14 protein-coding genes are annotated in these 18823 nt (G+C 69.4%); 6 read left to right on the plus strand and 8 right to left on the minus strand.

Annotation, left to right across the window (positions count from 1 at the left end; genetic code table 11):
* Positions 1-5: 5 nt before the first annotated feature.
* Positions 6-1844: a lysyl oxidase family protein gene (locus ENSA7_RS18240; RefSeq protein ID WP_146157828.1), complete on the minus strand. Its 1839-nt coding sequence runs from the start codon at positions 1842-1844 to the stop codon at positions 6-8.
* A 143-nt stretch (positions 1845-1987) separates the two neighbouring features.
* Here ENSA7_RS18240 and ENSA7_RS18245 point away from each other — a divergent pair, with 143 nt between their 5' ends.
* From ENSA7_RS18245 to ENSA7_RS18270, 6 genes are all read left to right on the plus strand, one after another.
* A complete protein-coding gene (locus ENSA7_RS18245) occupies positions 1988-2617 on the plus strand; it encodes a hypothetical protein (RefSeq protein ID WP_106090577.1) in 630 nt (209 codons plus the stop codon).
* Between the two features lie 67 nt (positions 2618-2684).
* Complete coding sequence (locus ENSA7_RS18250; RefSeq protein ID WP_146157829.1) at positions 2685-3581, plus strand: hypothetical protein; 897 nt, start codon at positions 2685-2687, stop codon at positions 3579-3581.
* 111 nt (positions 3582-3692) lie between these two features.
* Positions 3693-5081: an NHL repeat-containing protein gene (locus tag ENSA7_RS42300; protein WP_146157830.1), complete on the plus strand. Its 1389-nt coding sequence runs from the start codon at positions 3693-3695 to the stop codon at positions 5079-5081.
* A gap of 119 nt (positions 5082-5200) precedes the next feature.
* Positions 5201-6214, plus strand: coding sequence for a hypothetical protein (locus tag ENSA7_RS43840; protein ID WP_181233868.1), 1014 nt, complete (start codon positions 5201-5203; stop codon positions 6212-6214).
* 64 nt (positions 6215-6278) lie between these two features.
* Positions 6279-7154: a hypothetical protein gene (locus tag ENSA7_RS18265; protein ID WP_106090579.1), complete on the plus strand. Its 876-nt coding sequence runs from the start codon at positions 6279-6281 to the stop codon at positions 7152-7154.
* An 83-nt stretch (positions 7155-7237) separates the two neighbouring features.
* Complete coding sequence (locus ENSA7_RS18270) at positions 7238-8479, plus strand: hypothetical protein (protein ID WP_146157831.1); 1242 nt, start codon at positions 7238-7240, stop codon at positions 8477-8479.
* A gap of 33 nt (positions 8480-8512) precedes the next feature.
* On the opposite strand, the gene ENSA7_RS18275 is transcribed toward ENSA7_RS18270, so the two are convergent.
* The 7 genes from ENSA7_RS18275 to ENSA7_RS18305 form a co-directional block, all read right to left on the minus strand.
* Positions 8513-9061, minus strand: a complete 549-nt coding sequence (locus tag ENSA7_RS18275; protein WP_106090581.1) for a hypothetical protein — start codon at positions 9059-9061, stop codon at positions 8513-8515.
* On the minus strand, positions 9061-9465 hold the full coding sequence (locus ENSA7_RS18280; protein ID WP_106090582.1) for a type VI secretion system amidase effector protein Tae4: 405 nt from the start codon (positions 9463-9465) through the stop codon (positions 9061-9063). Before ENSA7_RS18280 ends, ENSA7_RS18275 begins: the two co-directional genes overlap by 1 nt.
* Before the next feature lie 37 nt (positions 9466-9502).
* Positions 9503-12439: a serine/threonine-protein kinase gene (locus ENSA7_RS45790; RefSeq protein ID WP_181233869.1), complete on the minus strand. Its 2937-nt coding sequence runs from the start codon at positions 12437-12439 to the stop codon at positions 9503-9505.
* A 78-nt stretch (positions 12440-12517) separates the two neighbouring features.
* On the minus strand, positions 12518-13192 hold the full coding sequence (msrA, locus tag ENSA7_RS18290) for a peptide-methionine (S)-S-oxide reductase MsrA (protein ID WP_106090584.1): 675 nt from the start codon (positions 13190-13192) through the stop codon (positions 12518-12520).
* Between the two features lie 90 nt (positions 13193-13282).
* Positions 13283-14473 carry a pyridoxal phosphate-dependent aminotransferase gene (locus ENSA7_RS18295; protein WP_106090585.1) on the minus strand — a complete coding sequence of 397 codons (1191 nt, stop codon included), beginning with the start codon at positions 14471-14473 and terminating at the stop codon, positions 13283-13285.
* Between the two features lie 331 nt (positions 14474-14804).
* Positions 14805-16871 carry a sensor histidine kinase gene (locus ENSA7_RS18300; protein WP_106090586.1) on the minus strand — a complete coding sequence of 689 codons (2067 nt, stop codon included), beginning with the start codon at positions 16869-16871 and terminating at the stop codon, positions 14805-14807.
* Positions 16868-18577, minus strand: coding sequence for a sensor histidine kinase (locus ENSA7_RS18305; RefSeq protein ID WP_146157832.1), 1710 nt, complete (start codon positions 18575-18577; stop codon positions 16868-16870). Before ENSA7_RS18305 ends, ENSA7_RS18300 begins: the two co-directional genes overlap by 4 nt.
* Between the last annotated feature and the right edge of the window lie 246 nt (positions 18578-18823).

The following is an 18823-nucleotide window of genomic DNA, read 5'->3' on the forward strand; positions in this document are numbered from 1 at the left end:
CGTCCCTAGTCGGGGATCACGACCGGGAACTCGAGGGTGTTGTTGGTGTAGTCGCGCTCGTTGAGGGTGGGCTGCGCGTGGGCCGGGCGGGGCTGGTTGAGGGTCGCGCGCAGCATATAATTACCCGGAGGCGTGTCGGTCACGTCGACCCACTGACACGGCAGCCCCGCCTCGTAGACGTCGGTGAACCCGCGGCTCACGCCCTGGTTCGCGCAGTCGAATTTGGGCAGCTCGAACGGCCAGGCCCAGCTGTTCTGATCGAGCAAGCAAAACGCCTGCTTGTGCCCGGTCGCCACGACGGTGTCGCCGTCGAGCAGCTCGTAGCGCGCAAATTCATCGAAGTGGTAGTGGTCGTGACACGCGCTGTAGTGGAACAGATCGGGCAGGTTGGCGGGGACACCCAGCGCCATGTCGGTCGAGCCGATGTTGGGGGTTGCGAGGGTGAACAGCATGACCGTGCGCCAGCCGGTCGAGCCCACGCAGCCCTCCAGCAGCTCACAGGTGGCGTCGGTGATGAAGATGTCGGTGAACAGCGGCTCGATGAAGGTCGGGTCGACGATCAGATCGGGTGCGTCGCAGCCGAGCGGACCGGTGCCAGGGTCGGCCGGGGTCGGCGGCGGGTTGTCGAAGTCGAGCCCCGCGACCGGCTGCTCGCAGCGATGCACGCCGACGTTGACGGCCCCCTGCGAGCAGCACAGCAGCTCACCGGGGCACGGGTTGGCCAGCGTCGGATCACACGCCCCGCCCAGCGCGGCCGCGCAGACGCTTGGATCGTCGTAGGCATGGACCGAGACCGAGTCGATCGCCGCCTCGAGGATCCCCGCGCCCGAGTCGGTCGCGGTGATCCGCAGGCGCGAACCCGCGGCCATCGGCAGCCCACACGCGACGTACTCCCGCGGGCTCCAGGCGTTGAGCGCCAGCTCGGTCGTCGCGGTCTCGAGCAGCTCGAGATCATGGGCGTCGTAGCCGTCGGGGGCGGCGTCGTTTGGGACCAGCAGCTCGACCTTCAGGGCCGGGCCCGACAGCAGCTCGGACTTGTAGAAGAACCGCTGCAGCCGCACGCTCGCCGTCGCGGCGCCGCTCAGATCAAAGGCCGGCGAGGTCAGGATCGTCGCGCCCCCCGACACGTCAGCTTGGTCCGCCAGCCCATCCGGGTTTTGGCCGGTGAAGGTGCAGCTGGTCCCGCCTGCGCACACGCCAGGTTGCGAGCGCTCGCCGTCGTTCAGCGCCTCTCGGGGATCGCCGCGGACCCACGCGCCGGAGCTCGCGTCGCCCGACACCGCCCAGCCGAGATCCTCGTCGAAGGGATCCACGAACACGGTCTCGCTGAGCCCGTCGCCGATCGTCGAGAAGGTCCACGCTTCGCTCTTGGGTGAGCTGCGCGTCGGGTCGTCGAGCTCGAAGGCCTCGACCTGCCACACGTAGCTGCGCTCGAGCGCGAACAGCAGCGGACCCACGCACGGACCCTCGTAGCCGGCCTCGGGCTCGAGCACGCCCTGCGTGAGCACGGTGTCGTCGATGAACACGCGGTAGCGCAGCGGCTCGCCCTCGGGATCGTCGACCAGGTTCCAGCACAGCTCGGTCTCGATCGGGAGCTGGGTCGCGCCGTCGCTGGGGCTGCTCAGGGTTGGCGCAGGTGGGAGCTCATCGGTGCCCGTGCCCGTCTCCGTCGTGGTGTCGGTGTCGGTGTCGGTGTCGGTGTCACTCTCGCTCTCCGTTGTAATCTGCGTGTCCGAGCTCGCGCTCGAGCCATCGTGCTCGGCCTGCTCGGTGCCGTCCGAATCCGCGCACGCGAGCAGCGACGCCAAAGCCGCCAGCCGCAGGAGCGCGCGTCGAGTCTGCACCCGCGGAGTCTAACCGAGTTCAAACGATGTCTGAGCAGTGCGCAATGGAAATGTCCCACAACACCACACTGGAATCATTGCAGTATTATAAAAAGATCCTGATTGGTATTGGAACTTGTCCCAAAGGACAGTAAGGTGTCCGTATGGCCACCAAAGTCTCGTTCGAGGGTAAGCGCGAGCTTCGTTGGTTGATGGTGAGTCGCTGCCTGATCACCTACCTGGAAGAGGAGGTCGAGTTCAGCGACGAGCTGTGGGACGAGTGGATGGAGGCGATCGGTCGTCCAGGTGTCGCGGCGGTCATGCTGTGCTCGTGGGGGGCGACGCAGCCCTCGCATCAGCAGTGGCGCCGGGTGACCCGGCTGATGCGCGAGCTCGATCTGCCGGTCGCGGTGGTCACGGCCGACCGGCACAACCTCGCGCTGGCCAAGGCTGCCGCCTGGCTGGGGACCAACATCGAGTCGCACCGCTGGAACGAGCTCGGGGTCGCGGTGCGTGCCGTCGGTCTCGGTGATCAGATCATCACGGCGCAGGCTCGGATCACGGCGCTGCGCGATCGCTTCGGCGCCAGGACACCGCCCGCGGAGGCCTTCGCGGGTGTCGACACCCAACCCAGGCACGTCTTGCCCATGGCCGCCTCCAGCGAGCTGGTCTACGAGCAGAGCGAAGCCATCCAACAGCGGCTGGCCCAGGTTCAAGCCCGGCTTCAGGCCCACCAGTCACAGGTCGCCGCCGATCCCGTGGGCGCGTCGGTCGCCGCTCCCGAATCCAGTTAGTCGCGACTCGGCCGCGAGCGTGCGCGAGCGTGTAGTTTGACGCCAACTTTGGTAGCGTCGTACCCGCATGTGCGCACGAGGCTGGACCTGGTCGTCGCGGTTGTTGGCTGTGTTCGCGTGTGTGTGGGCGCTCGCCTGTGGCACGCCTGACGCCGACGAAGGCGTCGCCGAGCACAGCGGCGAGTCGTCGAACGCGACCGGATCCGAGACCCACGCGGGCGACGGGGACGGAGACGGCGACGGAGACGGTGACGGAGACGGTGACGACGGCAACACCGGTGGCGAGTGTCAGCTGTACGCGGCCAACGACTGCATGGACCCGATGCTCAAGTGCATGCCGTGGTCCGAGAAGCCCGATCGAATCCCCGACTCGACCAAGTGTTGCGCGCTGTCCGGCTCGCCCGTGTCGCTGGGCGATCGCTGCGAGGTCCAGGACTACGACGGCAGCTGCCTCGACAACTGCCCCGAGGGGACCATGTGCGTGGTCGACAGCCTCGACGAGCTCGAGGGCTACTGCCAGGTGTTCTGTGAGGCTGGCAACGCCGACAGCTGCCCGCCTCAAGAGATCTGCAAGGCCTTCTTCGAGATGATCGAGCAAGCCGAGACCGTGCCGCTGTGCATGGCCCGCTGCGATCCGCTCATCCAGGACTGCGCGGGCAAGGGCCGGCCCGGTTGGTCGTGCCTGCCCGAGGGCGCGCTCGCGCCATCGTTCCTGTGCATGCCGCCTGCGTCGTCCACACCCAAGCTCGAGTACGACGGCTGCCTGCTCGCCAATGACTGCGCCGTGGGCCTGGCCTGCGTGCCCGCCAGCGAGGTGCTGGGGTGCACCGGGCTGTTCAACTGCTGCACCCGTTACTGCGACGTGACCGAGCCCGACGTGTGCGACATGGGGAACGCGTGCATCGACCTCGACTCCGATGTCCCCGGGCTCGAGAACGTCGGCGTGTGCGCGGATCCGGTGTGATTTCGGAGCGCGCAGGTGCGCCCCAAACCCCCCGCCCAACCACCGGGCGGGCACGACTCCAAATTTGAGTCGAGCCGGTCGTTCGCACTACGATGAGTCGAGGATTCAACGATGCACAAGACGGCGACTACTTGGATGATTGGGTTGGGTTTGGCGCTGAGCGGCTGCGGTGACGATAGCCAGAGTGACGGGAGCGCGGGCATGGACGGCGTCCCGACCTCGGCCGACGGGACCACCAGCGCGGACGGCAACGACAGCAACTCTTCGAGCAACTCGACGACTCCCGGCGACGGAGACGGCGACACCAACACGGGCGACGGTGACGGCGACCCCGGCGATGGTGACGGTGATCCGACCACGACCGGCGAGAACAACCCCAAGTGGGACCTCGGCACGCTCCCGGACTCCGCGTTCAACTGCGGCCAAGGTGGCGGCAACGGCAGCGACCCCGACTTCTCGTTCCTGTGGGCAGCCAACAGCACCCAGGGAACGATCTCCAAGATCGACACCAAGACCGTGACCGAGGTCGGCCGCTACATCGTCCGGCCCGACAGCAACGGCTCGCCCTCGCGCACCTCCGTCAGCCTCTCGGGCCACGTCGCCGTGGCCAACCGCAGCGGCGGCGTCACCAAGATCTATGCCCGCGAGGACTACTGCGAGGACACCAACGGGATGCCCGGCATCCAGACGTCGAACAGCAACCAGTTCCTGCCGTGGGGCCAAGAAGAGTGCGTGGCCTGGCACACGCCGATGAACTACCAGTCCCAGCGTCCGGTCGCCTGGGGCGCGGGCACCTTCAACGAGGGCGGCTGCGTGTGGGACGACGAGGAGCTGTGGACCTCCGGCACCAACAACAACGGCACGATCGACGTCTACGTGCTCGACGGCGACGACGGCTCGACCAAGGAGATGGTCGCGATCCCGACCGGCGGCAACGGCCTGACCGCCAGCTTCTACGGGATCTACGGCGGCGCCGTCGATGGCAACGGTGACTTCTGGGGCTCGCAGCTGGGCAGCAGCGGTCGCCTGGTCCGGGTCAACCGCGACGACATGAGCTACGACATCTGGGACACGCCCAACAACGGCTCGTGGTATGGCATGACCGTCGACTCCGAGGGCTACGTGTGGCTGTGCAGCAGCACGGTCGCGCGCTTCGATCCCGCGGACGAGACCTTCCAGACCGCGAGCGTCGGCGGCTACACCGGGTGCATGGCCGACGCGGCCGAGGACGGCCTGCTGTGGATGTCGACCGGCGGACAGGGGGTCGTCGGGGTCAACCGCGACACGCTGTTGGTCGAGAAGATGTGGAACGCGGGCGGATCCTACGGGGTCAGCATCGACTTCGAAGGGTATGTGTGGACGGTGGCGTATGGGAACACGGCCAGCAAGATTGACCCGGAGACTGGGCAATTTTGGACCTACAACGGGCTGGTCGGGGCGTACACGTACTCCGACATGACCGGCTACGCGCTCAGCAACGTCGGCACGCCGTCGGGGTAGGCGGCTATGAGGGCACTCGGGCGGTTCACGTCCGGTGCCCCAGCCTCGCAGCGCGGCCGGAGATCACTCGCGCTACCGCAGCTCGCATGCGCTCGAACGATCTGGCGTATCGTCTGACCATGCATCGCGCGCGCGCCCTGGTCTGCACCCTCGTCCTCTCCGTGTTCGCCTGTAGCGACGGCACGGCTGGATCCACGAGTGAGGGGACGGACGATGGGACAACCGGTGACGGCGACTCGGGCGACGGTGACGGCGACGGAGATTTGACGACCGGCGACGGCGACGGTGACGGAGATTCAACCACCGGCGACGGCGACGGCGACGGCGACGGCGACGGCGACGGCGACGGCGAGCCAGGCACGGGCGACGGCGACGGTGACGGCGACTGCTTCGAGGCCGATCTACTGTGGTTCGAGGACTTCGAGTCGGGCACCTACGACGCCTGGACGGGCGGCTACGACCCGGACTGGAGCGGCTGCACCACCAACGGCTTCTCCAGCGAGTTCGCGGTCTCGGGCACCCAGTCGCACTGGTCGGCGATCACCTGCGGATCCGGCAGCTCGCATCGCGGCTACGGCGGGGTCCAGTTCGACGGGGACACGCCGCTGCCCGCCTACACCAACGTCGGCGTCGGCACCGACGCGCCCTACGGGATCGTCAACACCTACTGGAGTCGGCTCTCGGTCCCCTACACGTTCGGGAGCGGGCGGTGGTTCTCGTACTGGACGATCAACTCGGACTGCGGCTGGAACGAGAACGTGATCACGCTCGGGCTCGAGGAGCCGACCCACCGCCTGACCCCGGCGCACATCGTCAACAACGGCGGGACCGTGACCTTCGAGCCCAACCCGCCCACGATCGCCCTGGACACCTGGGTCCGCACGACCATCTACATCAACCTCGTCGAAGAGACGATCCACATCTGGCAGGACGGCCAGAAGCTGCTGTCTGGCGAGGTCGCGCGACCGACCAGCGACGTGTGTCAGTGGCACTGGGGCGCCTACGCGAGCGGCGACAACGACGACGTGCAGCTGTGGGAAGACGACATCTCGATCTGGAAGCTGCAGGCGCCGTGGCCCGACTTCGCGGTCGAGCCCTACTTGGGTGAGACGGTCGCGGTTTGTGACGGGTGATGGTCCCGCGCGCGACGGCGACCGAGACGCTGCGAGGGCAGCTCGAGTTCGCGCGGAGCGGAGGGTGCCGAGCCGCTGCGTCGCGTCCTCGAGCTCGGGCCGCAGGTCGAGCTGGCCATGTACGCGGACCCTCGCGTTCGGCCTGACGCTGCTCGCGACGGCGAGCGTGCACGCCGACGAGTATGCGTGTCGGGAGTTGCTGTCGCCCGAGGCCGATCGTCCCGAGCCCGAGATCCTCGCATCGACCGGCGGGCTGTGGTTCGGCGTGCACGACTCGAGCAACGACGCCCGCTGCCAATGGATCGCGGAGAACGGCGACTCGCAGGTGGCCGTGATCGAGCGATTCCAAGCGCGATCTGACGTCGGGGCGGTCGACGACTGGGTGTGGATCTCCTCTGACGAGTGGCTCGATGATTGGTGGCTGTGGCGGCTCGAGTGCGAGGGGCTTGGGCGGATCTGCGACATGCATGGCTGTGAGGGGCTGCCGGTCAGCGGGTTGCCGGTCGTCGGACTCGATGATGACCTGCCGAGTCCGGCGCTCGAGCAGGTCTATGCCGAGCGCTGGACCTGCGGTCGGAAGCTGGACACTGTCCTGCGCGTGCGTCTGTCGCCGCTTCCTCCCTCGTGTTGGACCCGAGGCGCGCTGCGTGCTCGCTACCCGGACGGGCGCTGGGCCGTCACGCTGGCCGAGCCCGGCGACGCGACGGGCTCGCTCGCGCCGCTGCCCATGCCGGCTCCCGACGAGCAGGCGCTCACGCTCGAGCTCGTCGACGGCGGCGGTCGGGTCGTCGACCGCTATGACATAGAGATCGACGCACAGCTGCGGGCAAACCCCTCGGGGATCCGCTGCCGGGAGGGGGCGCGGGCCGGTCACGGTGACGCTGTACGCGGCCCTGCAGGGCGGCGAGGCGCTGACCGTTGGCATCACCCGAGACGCTGAGCTACTCGATCATCTAGCGTCGGCGCTTGCGGTCCATGCCGGGCGACCTTGCCGAAGCTGGGCGCGCGCCCGTACAACGAAGCATGGCCGCGGCGCTCCGTTGTCTTCAATGCGGATCGAGCCTGCCAACGGTCACGCCCGATGTCGCGTCGGTGCTGTGCCCCAGCTGCGGCAGCGTCAACCGGATCGAGGGAGAGCTACTCGAGGCCCTCCACACCCACCAGCGTCGCGTGGGTGGCTACCGCCAGCAGACGGATCACGCGACCGAGCAGGCCGTGCTCGCGCAGGTGACCCGCTCGTTCGGCCGCGGGTGGGGGGGCGTGTTCGTGGCTTCTTGGCTGGTCGCGGGCGCGGTGATGCTGCCCGAGACCCCCGCCGCGATCGCGCTCGGGTTGACGATCTTCGTGACCCCGTTTGTGGTCTTGGGCGTGCTGGCCAAGCGTCGTCAGCGAGAGTTTAGGGCCCAAGCCGTAGCCGCGCGCGAGCAGGAGCGCACCGTGCCGGTCCACTGCCCCACCTGTGGCGGCCAGAGCGAGCTGCTGGCCGACGCGCCGGTGCTGGCGTGTCGCTACTGTGCGGGCGCGCTGGCTGCCGACGAGGTCGCGCTGGCCGAGCTGATCCGGGTCGCACAGGACAGCGCCGAGCGTGAGCGTCGGGTCAGCGTGCATCAGCGCTGGCGGCTGGCGGCCCACAACAACCGCGACCCTCGGACCGACCTCGTTCCGTTCTTCGTGATCGGAGGGGTCGGCATGCTGTGGGTGGTCGGTGCGGCGGTGGTCACCGTGCGCGCGCTGTTGGGTGGGCCTGCGCCGCCGCCTCTCGAGCTGGCGATCATGGACGCGCTCGCGCTGGCGAGCCTCGCGGGCGTCGGAATTCCGTTGAGCCTGCGCCGTCGTCGAATGCGTCGCTGGCTCGCGGCGGTCGAGCGCCTGAGCGCCCGCGCGAGCGGCACGATGTCCCGCGATCTCGACAGCTTCGCGCAGTGGTTGGTGACCCACTGGACGGGCGACTTCAGCCAGCGGCAGATCTGCGCCGGGCTCGGCTACGCCTTCATCGCGGCGACGGGCCCACCATGGTGGGCGCTGACGGTGGTGCCCCAGGCGCAAGACCGCGGCGCGGCTGTGCGGCAGCTGCTGATCTTGGTTCCTGGCCAGGCCGGCGGGTCGTTCCTGGCCAGCGTCGCGGCGCGCCTCGAGCCACTCGGGTTTGCGTGCGAGGGGACCAGCGGAGGACTGATCGCGTCGCTGTCGCTGACCGAGCTCGAGCGGATCGTCGACACGCCCGAGCAGCTCGAGCGCATCGCTGACGCGCTCGCGCTGCCGTGAGTGAAGTTGACGACGGCGAATCCGTCGTCGCCGTCACGGCTCCGCGCCAGGCGTCCCGAACGCGACGGGGCTGCTGGCGAGCACATGGAACATGAGCTCGTCCCAGTCACTGGGGGCGCACATGGCCACGTGTTGTTCGGCCTTCGACAAGCGCGGCCCCGCGCTCGTGATCACGACCACGCGCAGCGCGGTGTCGCAGTCCTGCCCGATCGGCTTCGAGCTCTCGACGATCAGCGCGGGCCCGGTGTCGGTCTCGACCATGCGCGGCCGCCCAGCGGCGTCGGTCGCAAAGTGACACGCCGCCGGGAATTCGAAGCTGTGCTCGAGCCGCTGCGACCCGAGCTCTGCGATCAGCACGCAGTCGTCAGGGTCGAGCCCGAGCAGGACACCTTTGAGCTCGATCTTCTCGGGGGCATCGCCAGCGCGGCGCACCTCGAGCGGCACGCCGCCCTCGCTGGGCTCGACCTCGACGGGGGCCACCGTCGAGGTCGACGCGGACCCGTCACCGCCATCGCTGGCGGGCGTGTCGGTCGTGTTGCCCCGCACGCAGGCGACCAGCGCCAGCGCCGAGGTCACGATCATCAGTCGCAGCGGAAGAACCATACTTGGTTGCACGCGCTGAAGTACTCGCCGGTCATCGTGCCGATCCCGTTCCACAGATCGATGTGATCGCCAGACCCACCGCGGAACCCGGCGATGTCCTTGAACAGGATGATGCCCGACGAGGTCCCGATCCCGCGCTTGGCCGTGCTCGGCGTGGTGATCACCTGCGGTCGCCCCCACTCGCGCCACAAATGGTTGGCGAGTGACTCGGCCCCGCGCGCATGCCCATGGCTGCACATTGGATCGCCGTAGCCCTTGAAGCTGAACCCCGCGCCCTCCAGCGCGATGCTCATGCGGATCGCACACTGGTTGCCCCAGCCGTCTCCACACGGCGAGCGATCGGTTGGATAGGATTCTCGAAGTGACCCATAGCTGACGCCCATGACCGGACAATACCAGGTTTAATCGCCACAGTTGTCATCATGGGATTGGGGCCCGCCCTGGAGTTGGGGCGCCTGCGGCCTGGGCCATGGCAGCGGCCAAACGCGCCGTGATGTGTGACTCCTTGGGCAGCTCCGCGAGCAGAGGGGTCCCGCCGTCGAGCGCACCCGGCTCGCCGAGGGCGTGGCGGACGAGCGCGAGGATGGCCTCGGCCGTGCGGATGTGCGGGCCGTTCTCGGCGGCGTCGGGTCCGAGCGCCGCGTAGATCTCGAGCCCGCGGGCGACCTCGATCCGGGCGCGCTCGAATTCACCAGCGACGAGCAGCGCGTAGCCGAGATCCGCGTAGCTGCTGGCGGTCGCGGCGTGCTCGTCGGTCAGCGCGTCGCGGTACAGCTTCAGGGTCCGCTCGGCGTACTCGACCGCCTCGGGCGTCGCGTAGGCGCAGATCTTGACCCGCCTGCGCAGCATGTTGCCGAGCAAGGGTGAGGGGTAGACCATGAGCTCGAGCGACGCGGCGAGGACCGGCTCGAGCTCGACCAACGCGCCCTCGCAGTCACCGAGCTGATCACGAATGCCGGCCGCGTGGCCGCGGGCCGCGAGCGAGTAGGTCGTCGGTCCACCGCGCGCGGCCTCGATGTCGCTGGCGACGGCCAAGAACGCCGCGCGAGCCTCCTCGCGCTCGCCGGCCTTCTCCTGCGCGTGGGCGATGTCGAGTCGCAGCTGTAAGAGGCCCTCGTGGTTGGGTCCGACCAGACCCTCGTAGAGCGTGGCGCAGCGGCGCAGCAGCTCGAGGCCCTCGGTCGCCGCGTCGGCCATGAACAAGGTCGTGGCGCGATGGTGCAGCCGGTCGATGTACTCGAAGCGCTCTTGCTCGGGCAGCGTGGCCGCGAGCGCCTGATCCCAGCGAACCAGGGCGTCGGCGAACCGGCCGTCGGTCAGCGCGATCATGGCCTCGGTCGTGGCGAGCTTGGCTCGGGTCGCACGATCGAGCTCGAGCTCGGCCGCGAGCGCCTGGGCCGGCCGCAGCCAGCGCTCGGCGGCGATCGTGTCCTGGACCAGGGCGAACATGTGCGCGACGTCGAGCAGGGCCAGCAGCCGCTGCGAGGCGAGGCCGCTGCGCTCGGCCGCCTCGAGCCCCGAGATCGCCACGTCGACGGCCTCCTGTCCGCGCTGGGTGTCGATCAGCACGCCGGCCCGCAGCGCGGCGATCCGTCGGTGCTGCGCCTCGAACCCTGGCGCGTCGGTCTGCGCGAGCAGCCGCTGGCTCGCCTCGTCGACGCTGTCGCGGCGCGAGAGCTGATGCTCGAGCTCGACCCGGGCGATCGCACGATCGAGGGCGGCGAGCTCGGCCGGATCGACGATCGTTGGCGCGCGCTCGGGCTGATAGTCGCCGGCCTCGCGGCAGTGCTGCGGGCTCGGCAAGGTAGCGAGCAGGTCAAAGGACTTCGAGATCTCATCCTCGGACACGGTCGCGAGCAGCTCGATCAGCAGCTCGAGGTGCGAGAGCTGGCGATCGAGGCACGCGACCTGCTGGAGATGCGCGCCGCCGTCGAGCGCGGAGAACCGGCGGTAGCGCTGGCACAGCTCGGTGTCCGCCGCGAGCCAGCGCCTGGTCCAGCGATCGATCTCGGTCCGCAGGTACGGCCAGGTCTGATCGGCGAGGCGGCCCCGGGTGACGAACTCCTGCGCGAGCGCGTCGGCGCTGCTCGGGTTCCAGATCGCCGTCACCCGCTCGCGCCCGTCCTCGCACACGTCGACGCTCGCGGGTGGGGGCGCGCGGTTGGCTTCGTGGACCACGAGCGTGACCGCGAGCGCGGCCAGGCCCGCCGCGATCGCGGGCACGACGAATACCCAGCGGCGTCGGGCCACCGGGGGCTCGAGCGCGTCGAGCAGCGCCCGCATGTCGGGCCAGCGCTTGTCGGCGTGCCACTCCAACCCGCGGCGCAGCGCTCGCTCGACCGTGGCGGGCACGTCGCGGCGCTCGAACGCGGAGAACTGGCCCGTCCGCGCCCGCGCCAGCACCACCTCGCCGCGCCCAAATGGAAGGTTGCCCGACAGCGCCTCCCACAGCGCCGCGCAGAACGAGTACTGATCACTGCGTGCGTCGATCGGGCGCCCGCGTCGCTGCTCGGGCGCCATGTAGGCCGGGGTCCCGAGCACGGCCCCCGTCGCGGTCAGCTGGCCGAAGTCGGTCTCGATCGCCTCGGCGAGCGGCCGCGACCCGCCGCGACCCACGGGGCTGTCTGGGCTGTCTGGGCTGGCGGGACTGTCTGGGCTGGCGGGGCTGGCGGGGCTGGCGGGGCTGGTAAAGCCGTCGGGAGCGTCCTCGTCGAGCCCCGCGCCTGGACTCGACACCCAGCTGGCCAGGCCGAAGTCCAGCACGAGGACCCGGTCGTCCTTCGCGACGAGCACGTTGTCGGGCTTGAAGTCACGGTGAACGATCCCGCGCGCGTGGGCGGCCCCGAGCCCCTCACCCGCGAGCCGAAACGCCGCGAGGATCGCTGGACCCGTGCGCGCGCGCGCCTGTAACCACCGCCGCAGGCTCAGCCCGTCGACGTACTCCATCGCGACGAACAGGCGACCGTCCGTCTCGCCCGCGTCGTAGACCTGCACGACGTTGGGGTGATGGAGGCGGGCCATCGCCTGGGCCTCGCGGCGCAGGCGGAGCCGCAGCTGGCCGTGCAGCGCGGGCCGGCGATCCGAGATCAGCTTGATCGCGACCCGCCGATCGAGCTCGGGATCCCACGCCGCGTGCACGACCCCCATGCCGCCCGCGCCGATCCGGTCCAACAACACGTAGCGACCCAGCCTCGATCCTCGCCCGGCGCCGCGCACTCGCTCGCCGGACGTCGACGGATCCGCGTCGACCCCTCGCTCGTGCGGCTCCGTGCTGAGCAGGTCGACGCCGGCTTGCTCGGTCTCGTCGCGGTGATGAACGGATGCGTCCGAAGACGGCGTGGACCGAGGCGGCTTCATGGCGATCCGGACGGCGCGTGGCTGCTGCCGGCAGAGCATAGGGCCGCGGGGCCACGCAGCTCAATCGGATCGGCGCCGCTATTGATCGCCGAAGCGGTCGACCGGGCTGTGGCAGTAGGGCTGCTTGTTGTGCTTCACGTAGTAGTTCTGGTGATAATCCTCGGCCAGCCAGAAGCTCGCGGCCGGCTCGACCTTGGTCACCACCTCATAGCCACGGTCCTTCAGGCGCATGATCAGGGCCTGGGTGGCCTCGCGCTGCTCGGGCCCGGTCACGAACACCGCCGACAGGTACTCGGAGCCAATGTCCGGCCCCTGGCCGTTGGCCTGGGTGGGATCGTGGATCTCGAAGAAGCGCTTGGCGACGGCCTCGTAGCTGACCCGCTCGGGGTCGAAGTAGACCCGCACGGTCTCGAGGTGGCCGGTGGTCTCGCTCGAGACGTCGGCGTACGTGGGATTGTCGAGGTGGCCGCCCATGTAGCCTGACTCGACCCGCAAGACCCCGTCGATCTGCTCTAGGAAGTGTTCGACGCCCCAAAAGCAGCCGCCAGCGAAGTACGCGACCCCGCCCGCGGCCTCGAGCTTCGCCGCGTCGATCGGCGGGTCCGGTGGATCCACACGATGGGTCGCCGCCGCCGCGGGCGTGTTGGTGACCGGGTCCGAGCTGTGGGCCACCTCGCTCGAGGGCGAGGAGCACCCCTGCGCGAGCGGCACGAGCAGCAGGGCCAGAGCGACGGCGAGACGTGGTCGGCGCATGTGCCGAGTCTACGCCACCGATCAGCCGCTGGTTTCCGGCGCTGGTCTCCAGCAGCTTCTACCGAGCGATGCCCAGCCGAGGCTAGCGATCTAGCACCTGCACTCTTGCTCGACGCAGGCGACCACGCGCGACAGGCCCTCGGCCAGCTGGTGCGGCGGGGTCAGCAGCGAGAGCACCAGGTGGCAGCCCTGCATGTCGTAGAGCGAGCCGGGCTGGGCCCACAGATCGATGCGCTCGAGCATGCGCAGCACCCACCCCTCGTCATCGAGCTCGCCGAGGTGCGGGAGCCGGATGATCGTCGACCACCCAGCTTCGACGCGCAGCCGGGAGATCGGGCTGTCCTTGATCGCGGCGTCGAGGGTCTCGAGGTTGGAGAGCATGCGTCGGCGAATCCGACTCTGCATCGGCTCGCTCGCTTCGAAGATCTTGGGCAGCGCGTGCTGAACCGGGGTCGAGACGTTCAAGTAGGTGTCGGCGATGATCGACAGCCGCGCGAGCGCCGGGCGAACCATCTCATCGGGTCCGCAGGCGACCGTCCACGCGAGCTTGAACTGGGGCAGCGCGGCGACCTTGGACAGGCCCGACAGCACGAAGGTCAGGCACTCGCGCTCGCCGACGACCGAGCCGACGCGGCGGGGCCCCGGGTACAGGGGATAGTCCGAGAACACCTCGTCGACGATCAGCGCGAGGTCGGCGTTGGTGCACAGGCTCTCGATCGCGTCGAGCTCTTCGTGGGTCAGGTACGAGCCGGTCGGGTTGTTGGGGGCCACGCAGACCACGGCCTTGACCCGCGAGCCATAGCGGCGCACGAGCTCGGCCAGCGCCGCCGTGTCGACCCACCAGTGCCCGTCGTAGTTGATCGGGTAGCAGACCAGCTCCACGCGGGCGAGCTCGGCGAGGTAGTCGAGCAGGGGATAGCTCGGGCTTGGAACCAGGATCACGTCGCCGGGATCGCACAGCAGCGCGAGCAGGTGGGCGTAGCTCTCGCTGGTGCTCGCGGTCAGGCACACGCGCTCGTCGCTGATCCGCATGCCCCGACGTCCATAATATTGGTTGGCGACCGCTTCGCGACCCGCCCGCAGCCCGAACGGCTCGGGCTCGTAGGCCATCGCGCGGGCGTCGAACAGCTCGGCGTAGAAGTCCTCGTCGTAGGCGAGGTCGAGCGTGGTCGGGTTGCTGCACGACAGGTCGAGCGCCGTGCGTCCGCAGCTCTGATGGTGGAGGCGCGCGTGTGCGAGCCGGTTGGGCGAGGCGTCCCATGCCGTCCGATGCGAGAACATGACTGCGAGACTATTGCATGTGATCGCGGGTGTGGTTGTTGTGAAATTGGCCCGATATTGATGTGTGTCGTTTTGCCCCCATTCGATACCGAATCAACGACCGCGCGAATGACGAGTCTTTGCTGTGACGTCGCTGATCCTTCGACCGAGATGTCCGCGAGACGCTCGTTTGGCAACGGGTGATCGTCGTTGACCGAAAGTGTGCTTTTACTGGTGGTCGTACGAACAACGAAAATCGAGTCAGGCGCACGAACCGCGAGCGCAAATATGGCGCGACCGCGAGCGCGGCGTGACCCCGCCAATTGGCGTGCGGTGTCGCCCCCACGGCGCTCTAAGCTGAATCGCCGGGTGGCCGAGAGGGCACGCGCCTGCGCTCGAGCGCGGGCAACCGAAGCTGGAAGCCCATCGCCGCCCGGCTTCCCAGGCTGCTGCTCGCGCCGGCCTCGGTCGAGAGATTGCCACCTTGCAACTCGATGATGCTGGTGGCGATCGGCAGCCCGAGCCCGAGTCCGGTGTGGCCCGGCAGGCGGAAGAACCCTCGCCGGGCTTGCTCGAGCTCGGCGAGGGGCACGAGCGCGCGCGGACTGACCACGCGAATGACGATCTCGCGGCCGCCGCTGGCGTCGCGCTGGGCCTCGCAGCAAATCTCGATAGTGCCGTTCTGCAGCCCCTCGGCGGCGAATAGCAGGATATTCTCGAGCGCCTGGGTGGTCCGGTAAGGATCGGCAAACGCGGGGGGCAGGCCTGGGGCAAAGCTGGTCTCGAATTCGATTGGCTGACCAATGCGCACGCGCGCGCGGCGAATCGCGCGCGAGATCAACGTCGCTGGCGGGGTTGGCTCGCGGTGCAGCTCCATCCGCCCCGCCTCGATCTTGGCGGTGTCGAGGATATCGTCGATCTGCTGGAGCAGGTCCTTGCCCGTGCGGTGGATGGTGCCGAGCATCTCGAGCTGCTGGGCCTCGAGCTCACCCTCGATCCCGGCAGTCAGCAGCTCGCTGAAGCCGAGCACGGAGTTGAGCGGTGAGCGCAGATCGTGGCTCATGTTGGCGAGGAACTGACTCTTGAGCCGGTCGGCCTCATGCCCGTGCTCGATCAGCACATACTTGTGGACGTTGGCGTCGGTGATGCGACTGACGAGGCGGTCGACGGCGGCGACGAGGCCCCGCAACTCCGCGGTGGCGAAGGTCTCGACCGCCATTGGTTCGGGTATCTCGCCACCTGCGACGGCCGCGACTTGGCGGCTTGCACGCCCAAGGTCTCGCTCGACGTCGCGCAGCAACAGGGCGAGCGCGGCGTAGCCAGTAATGAGCGCGAGCGCGACAATCGCCAACCACGCCGATAGTGGCGTTGACGCGCGCGGGGCCAGGGCCACACACGCGATACCCACCTCGTCGTCCGCGCTAATTGCATGGTCGACGTGGCCGTCTTGGTCGAGGTCGACCAGCCCGCGCGCGTCGCCTAGCTGCTCGGGAACTCGTCCGAACCGTTCGGTCGGGGTGAGCAGACCCCGATCAGGGTGTTGTGCCAGCATCGTGTCAATTGCTCGCTGGTCACCCGACTGCGCAATCGCGAGCAAGGACAGCGACGCACGCTCAGCGACCTCGCCGGCTTCGATCAGCGCGACGCGCTCCGTCCACAGCGCGCCCGCGAGCACAGGGACGATCACGGCACCGAGCAGCGCGAGCCCAGCCGGACCGCCAAGCCGCAGGGCGAGGCTGCGCCGGTTGGGCAGCGCGAGCGGATCCGGGCGCGGGGCAGCGAGGTACTCGGGCACCAACATCGCGCGGATCCGGCTGGTCGCGAGGCTGACCAGCGGCGCGAGCGAGGCCAGCGAGAGCGCGACGAGGGTGGTGAGGGTGCCGGTGTCGACGTTGGTGTCGCGGGCGATCACCGCCGCGACGGCGAGGGTCGCAACTGTCAGCCAGACCGCGAAGCTCGTCGCGGCGATCCGCGGCATCGCGAGCAGCTCGCGAAAGCCCAGCTCCACCTCGTGATCGGGCTGGTCGGCGGCTCGCGACGCGCGAGCCTCGACCGCCTGCGCGCGGGCCCGCCGGTCACGCCATGCCAGCAACGGCCACACCAACAGCGAGGGCGCGCCCGCCAAGCCCAGCGGCGCCGGGCTCGGGCCAGGGTTGCCGTCGTGACGCGCCCAGCGGGTCTGCGGGAGCCGCAGCGACACGTGCAGGGCGTTCGCAACCAGCGCGGCGACGGCCAAGCCGACCATCAGGCTCAGCGTGGGCCCGCGCGAGAGCGCCGCGAAGGTGTGGGCCTCGAGGCTCGAGGTCACCCACGTCGCCAGACACCCGAGGTGCAGCGTGCCGAGCACCGCGAGCAGGCCAACCACGCGCTTCTCGACCGCGAGCCGACCGAACACGGGCGAGGGCGGGGGCGCGCTCACGTCAGCCCCCGCTGGGACACGGAGTCATCGTCGAGAGCGGCCTCGAGCGGCAGCCGCAGCGTGAAGGTGGAGCCGACCTCCAGCCGGCTCTTGGCCGACAGCGAGCCGCCGTGGGCCGCGGCGATGCGGCGCGCGATCGCCAGGCCCAGCCCGGTGCCCCGCTGCTTTCGCTTGGTCGCGCCGACTTGCTGATACTCCTCGAAGATCGCCCCGAGCTCGTCGGCCGCGATCCCGACTCCGGTGTCCGCGACCGCGATCGCGACCGTGCCGCGGCGCGGCTCATACCGGACCCGCACGCCCACGCGGCCGGCCTCGGTGAACTTGATCGCGTTGCTCAGCAAGTTGGTGACGACCTGGCCAATGCGCTTGGCGTCGCACACGACCGGGGGGATCTCGCCTTGAATGTCGGCGGCCAGCTCGACCCCGCGCTCGCGCACCTGCGAGCGGTGGATGTCGACGATCTGCTCGACGAGCTCGCCGACGTCGCAGGCCGCGAACCGCAGCTCGAGCTCGCCGCTCTCGATCATCGACAGATCGAGGATGTCCTCGATCAGATCCTGTAGCTGCTGCCCACCCGCGAGGATCAGGCGCACATCCTCGGCCTGGGACTCGGTCAGCTCGGTCTCGAGCAACAGCTGGGCGAACCCGCGGATCGAGTTGAGCGGGGTGCGCAGCTCGTGGCTGACCGCGGCCAAGAACTCGCGCTTCGAGGCGTCGGCCTCGTGGGTGCGGTCGAGCGCGCGCTGGTAGGTGCCGACGTCTTCGGCGAGTCGGGCCCGCAGCCGCTCGAGGTTGGAGAACAGATCGCCGACGGCGTCGAAGCTGGTGATGCGGACCGAGCTGGCCAGCGGTCGGGCGTCGGCGCTGGCTGCCATGTTGATCGCCATGCTGGTCCCGGCGGCGTCGTCCCAGCCGATCGCGTCGAGCCGGGTGGCGAGCGCCTGGACGTCGCGGCCAGGGCTGAGCCCGGCGCTCGCGGCCGCGAGCACGGCGATGATGACGACCGCGGTCACGCCGAGCAGCGCCATCCACGAGCCCCGATATCCGAACCAGCTCTCGCCCCAGTTCTGCGCGCCGTTGCTCTGGACGATCGCGTGGGCGAGGACCAGCAGACAGGTCGCGACGGCGAGCCCGACCACCAGTCGCACGAGCCGGCCCGTCAGGGTTGGCGGCTCGAGGCGTCCGCGGCGGGGGATCGGCCCGAGCCCGCCGGTCGCGCGGCGTGCCAGCGCGTCGGCCTCACCGAGGCGCACGGCCACGGCCGACAGCGCGTGCTCGAGGGTCAGCGCGATCCCCAACCCCGGCGCGGTCGTGGCGGCCAGCAGCGGGACCGTGCTCAGCAGCGCCCGCTCGAACTCGAGGGTGCTGCCCGCCCACACCCACGGCAGCCCGATCGCCACGCTCAAGAACGGAGGCAGCAGCCCAAACACCGCCGGGGCCGTGCGCGTGGCCTGATCGATGCCGCGGCGGCGCGCGAGATCGGCCGTGATGAGCGCGGCGACCCCGGTCAGCGACACGACCAGCAGCAGCGATCCCGAGAGGTCGGTATCGAGCCACGCCTGGCCATGAATGAGCAGCTGCAGCAGCCCCCAGCTGCTCAGCAGGTGGGCGAGCGCGGCCAAGCCCACGGCCGCGAGCAGGCGACGCGCCGGGATCGCGCTGGGCAGCAACACGTGACTGCCCGTGACAGCCGTCTTCCGCGGCACCGGCACATCGGCGCCGCGCTTGTCTCCCTGCGACAACGTCTATGGTTTTACACTTTTCCGCCGACGATCGGCGAGCTGACCGCCCAACTGTCATCAGCTCGGGTCAGGCGGTTATCAGCTCGGGCGAGACTCCTCGCCCGCTTGCAGGCTGTTGTCAGCTCGGGCGAGACTCCTCGCCCGCTTGCAGGCGCCATTCGTAGACTGGCTCAGCGTGGGCAGCGAACTGGGCCGCTAGGCCCAGACCCC

The organism is Enhygromyxa salina (genome assembly GCF_002994635.1).
GTDB classification, from domain to species: Bacteria; Myxococcota_A; Polyangia; order Nannocystales; family Nannocystaceae; genus Plesiocystis; species Plesiocystis salina_B.

Coding starts and splice junctions, on each gene's coding strand:
- ENSA7_RS42300 (WP_146157830.1), top strand. CDS start 3,693: ATGCACAAGACGGCGACTACTTGGATGATTGGGTTGGGTTTGGCGCTG.
- ENSA7_RS18280 (WP_106090582.1), bottom strand. CDS start 9,465: ATGGGCGTCAGCTATGGGTCACTTCGAGAATCCTATCCAACCGATCGC.
- ENSA7_RS18245 (WP_106090577.1), top strand. CDS start 1,988: ATGGCCACCAAAGTCTCGTTCGAGGGTAAGCGCGAGCTTCGTTGGTTG.
- ENSA7_RS18295 (WP_106090585.1), bottom strand. CDS start 14,473: ATGTTCTCGCATCGGACGGCATGGGACGCCTCGCCCAACCGGCTCGCA.
- ENSA7_RS18250 (WP_146157829.1), top strand. CDS start 2,685: ATGTGCGCACGAGGCTGGACCTGGTCGTCGCGGTTGTTGGCTGTGTTC.
- ENSA7_RS45790 (WP_181233869.1), bottom strand. CDS start 12,439: ATGAAGCCGCCTCGGTCCACGCCGTCTTCGGACGCATCCGTTCATCAC.
- ENSA7_RS43840 (WP_181233868.1), top strand. CDS start 5,201: ATGCATCGCGCGCGCGCCCTGGTCTGCACCCTCGTCCTCTCCGTGTTC.
- ENSA7_RS18270 (WP_146157831.1), top strand. CDS start 7,238: ATGGCCGCGGCGCTCCGTTGTCTTCAATGCGGATCGAGCCTGCCAACG.
- msrA (WP_106090584.1), bottom strand. CDS start 13,192: ATGCGCCGACCACGTCTCGCCGTCGCTCTGGCCCTGCTGCTCGTGCCG.
- ENSA7_RS18275 (WP_106090581.1), bottom strand. CDS start 9,061: ATGATCGTGACCTCGGCGCTGGCGCTGGTCGCCTGCGTGCGGGGCAAC.